The 3,171-nt window shown below is 49.6% G+C and carries 3 protein-coding genes; 1 reads left to right on the top strand and 2 read right to left on the bottom strand.

The features are described 5' to 3' along the window. Positions 1–225, top strand: a 225-nt coding sequence (locus QME66_13085; GenBank protein MDI6809885.1) for a hypothetical protein, incomplete at its 5' end; no start/stop codon positions are given. 100 nt (positions 226–325) lie between these two features. Here QME66_13085 and QME66_13080 read toward each other — a convergent pair. Then, complete coding sequence (locus tag QME66_13080) at positions 326–2,632, bottom strand: Piwi domain-containing protein (GenBank protein ID MDI6809884.1); 2,307 nt, start codon at positions 2,630–2,632, stop codon at positions 326–328. 207 nt (positions 2,633–2,839) lie between these two features. Then, the coding region (locus tag QME66_13075; GenBank protein ID MDI6809883.1) for a hypothetical protein at positions 2,840–3,171 on the bottom strand (332 nt) is incomplete at its 5' end.

Genomic DNA, 3,171 nt, shown 5'->3' with positions numbered 1-3,171 from the left:
CAAAATGGAACTGGAAGGAGATTCTATGCGGAAAAAGAAAAGAAAGTTGACTTAAGAACGGCAATTTGTGAGGTAGAAAAAACAGCGTCGCTTTGCTCCGAAAAAGTGGCCGACATGGATCGGAATCGGTGGCCGGAATCAATCGGAATCACCGGCCGAGATCATCCGGAACAGGCGGCCGACTTCGCCCGGAATGCCCGGCCGACTTCACCGGAATACGCATGATAGGAGAACAATCCGCAGATATCGCTTTTTTGATTATGCGAAAGGATGCTTTCCTTAAGCTTTTCCAACTGCCAGGCTATCTCATGGGATATCGCCTCTGTCATAGGAACCACCTGCTTTCCCGAAGCTTCGTGGAAAGAATGTCCGGATTCCAGTTCGATATATCCCTAAGCGAACCCATCATCTTGGCGATGAAGTCAGAATATTCGATGGTTACTGGCCTGGATGAGGGGAAGAAGCTCCGCCAGGACATGAACGTCAGATTGAACACTTGGCCGGCAAGGTACTCCCAGCTCTTGAACGTGGATTCGGGATGAATTGACACGAGGATAGGCTCTGGGCAACCTTGCAGATGGTTCTTGAGCTGGTGTGGACCCGTAAGAGTCAGAAGCCCCGCCTGTGGGCCTAAAGGTATGCAAAGGCCCCTGAATGGAACATATTCGCCCTTCGTAAATTTCTTGTAATTATCCCAATGCTTGATACCCTCAGCGTTCTTGTCAAAGACTTTCCATGGGTGGCTATTACTGACATGAACGAAAGCATATTCGACCTGGAAATCCGTTAGGGAATCAACCAGATCCTTGACAGCCTGGGCCTCGGCATCCTTGAATTTCTTAAAGGATTGATGGAATATGAGTCTGACACTATCCCCTTTCTGCCATGCGTATCTTGCCTTGATCTCATCGATGGCATTCTTGAGGGACTGCAATAACGCTTCCTGGTAATTCTCGAACAATACCTCCCTTGTCAGGTTGTAAAGCAGATAATTGCCATCGCCGCTGAAGACTGTCGTGATGCCGATGAATCTTTGGGAACCTCCAAGACGCCTGCTCTTTATATTCGAACTGCCTATCCCGAAGATCAGCTCATGCGTCAGGCCCGCCATAGAGGTCAGCATATAAGGGATGCCACCGAGTTTGGCATATGACGCAATCCCTATATTGTTGAGTATCCAAGGTCTGCCTCTCTGGTCCCTTATGGTCTCTATCTCTATCGACTGGACCGGGACTCCTTGAGACATGAATGCTGATTTGGAAACGAGGTATGGATTGCTCTCACCATGCAGCTGGTGAAAATCTTCCCTGATGACTATCATTGCCAGGTCGTAAACATCCTTGCCCTGAAGAGCGCTCAGGCTGGCCTGCTTATAGCCAATTGAATCCTCCCTGTCGCTTGCGATGGGGAACATCCCGAACTCGCAGCCGGTAAGGCGATATTTCCTGATGAAGCCTTGAGTGAATACGACTTCTTTGCCTGGACGCGGCGGGACCCCGTCCTTGAACTGCCTGAAGAAGATCTCGACCTCGCCCTTGAATCTCTCAGGATATAGGACCGCGACCCTGATCCTCTTCTTGGGGAAGGACTCCGCGTCGTAAGGCCCTTTCTCGTCGATCTTCTTATCCACGCTTCCGCTTACAGTTATCGAGCCCCCCGGCCTTAGCACGAAAGATGGGCTTTGAAGCTTGTGATGCTCACCCGCCTCATTTCCGGTCTTAAGCTCAAGGATGTCCGAACCGATATTGAATGATAATCCTCCACCACAATAGAATGGTTGATAGCTTTCAAGCCAAGCCCGAACCCTCTCGATCCTCTCCGCTTGGTTCTTCGCACCCTTGACCTTGAAGACCTGCTCAAGCCTCTTGCTCTGGATCGCCTGGATATCCTTGTCCGAAAGGGTTGACAGGCATTGCCTGACATTGCCAGGGCTTGCCTCAAGATAACAGGACGCAGCATCGATTTCGTCCTGTTCCCGGTAATCATCAAGTTTCAAGGAATGCCCGTTTGCATCCTTGACCCTCCCGACCAGATCCCTCCTGAACCTTGGCTCGACCCCCTCAGGCTCCTTTGGATCACCGGCCACGACATAGCAGCCGCCGATATCGACGCCCTTATCCATAAGCTCTTCGGCTGTCGGTTCGATGAGTTGGCACATGTTGAAATCCAGGAGGATGCCGAATGTCACCTGCCTATTGTGAGGGACGATGGTCCTGCTGTCGAACTGATATTCAGGATGCATCGGGAGCATTGCTGCGGTCTCGTCATCGACAATTCCCTGCATCAGATTCTCTTTTGTGATTACTATCGAGGTCGGGTTGAACAGTCTGCTGAACTGCGAATTCTTGGCCTTGAGGAACCTGATGATCGAATCCCGGACAAGCCTTGATGCCAAGGTGAAATCATGCTTGACGCTGAACTGCTTTCCCTTGCCGAGCAATTCGGCCTCATCGTTTAGTGGCACGCATTGCATCTTGCTGCCGCGACGTTTTATGACATGGCTATCCCTATATGATTCTCTTAGTTCTCTGAGACTGTCCTCATCAACGTAAGGCAATTCACTTCCTGCGAATTCACCCTTGTCAAAGGTTATCGGGATCAGATTGATTCTTAGATCTGGCTTTTTACGCATTGGAAAATCCCAGTGATCTGCCCAAAAGTTCCAGCCTAATCAAAAGATAATCGGCCGCTTGTTCCGGATAATTCAGTATCCTGTTTATTCGAGCCATATAACAACAGCGTAACCGGCGCGCGGTCAAGGGACTTAAGGAAAACGTTACCACGCCTCCCCGCGCGTCCGGTTGACGCATTCGTTATGTAATTTCTTGGTACTAACCGTTCAGTCTCGTCCCATTTTTGTATTATCAATAAGATAGTATCCTTCACCAGTAAGAATACTGTTGTATATAGCCATCAAAGCGGTTTCTTCGACAGGAGACTGCAACCGCTTTTTTACCCTATTGCGAATCATCTCTACTCCGCCTAATAATTCCAGAGTCTCGCTCTTGACCTCAGAGTAATCGCCCTTCACTGAGTCTTTACCGGTCCTACCGATGGTCTTAGCCAGTTTGTCCAAAGCTTCATTCTGATTGAGCAATGATTCTACCATTACCTTGGCTTTAATTGGGTTGATCGCTAGGAGGGTGAAGAGTACACGAGCGTTGTCCCCTG

The organism is Candidatus Eisenbacteria bacterium (assembly GCA_030017955.1).
In the GTDB taxonomy this organism is placed as follows: Bacteria; Eisenbacteria; RBG-16-71-46; order JASEGR01; family JASEGR01; genus JASEGR01.
This window is presented reverse-complemented; position numbering and strand designations above follow the sequence as displayed.

What these genes read in the sequence shown, in the direction of transcription:
- QME66_13080 (MDI6809884.1), bottom strand. Translation starts at nt 2,632, where the DNA reads ATGCGTAAAAAGCCAGATCTAAGAATCAATCTGATCCCGATAACCTTT.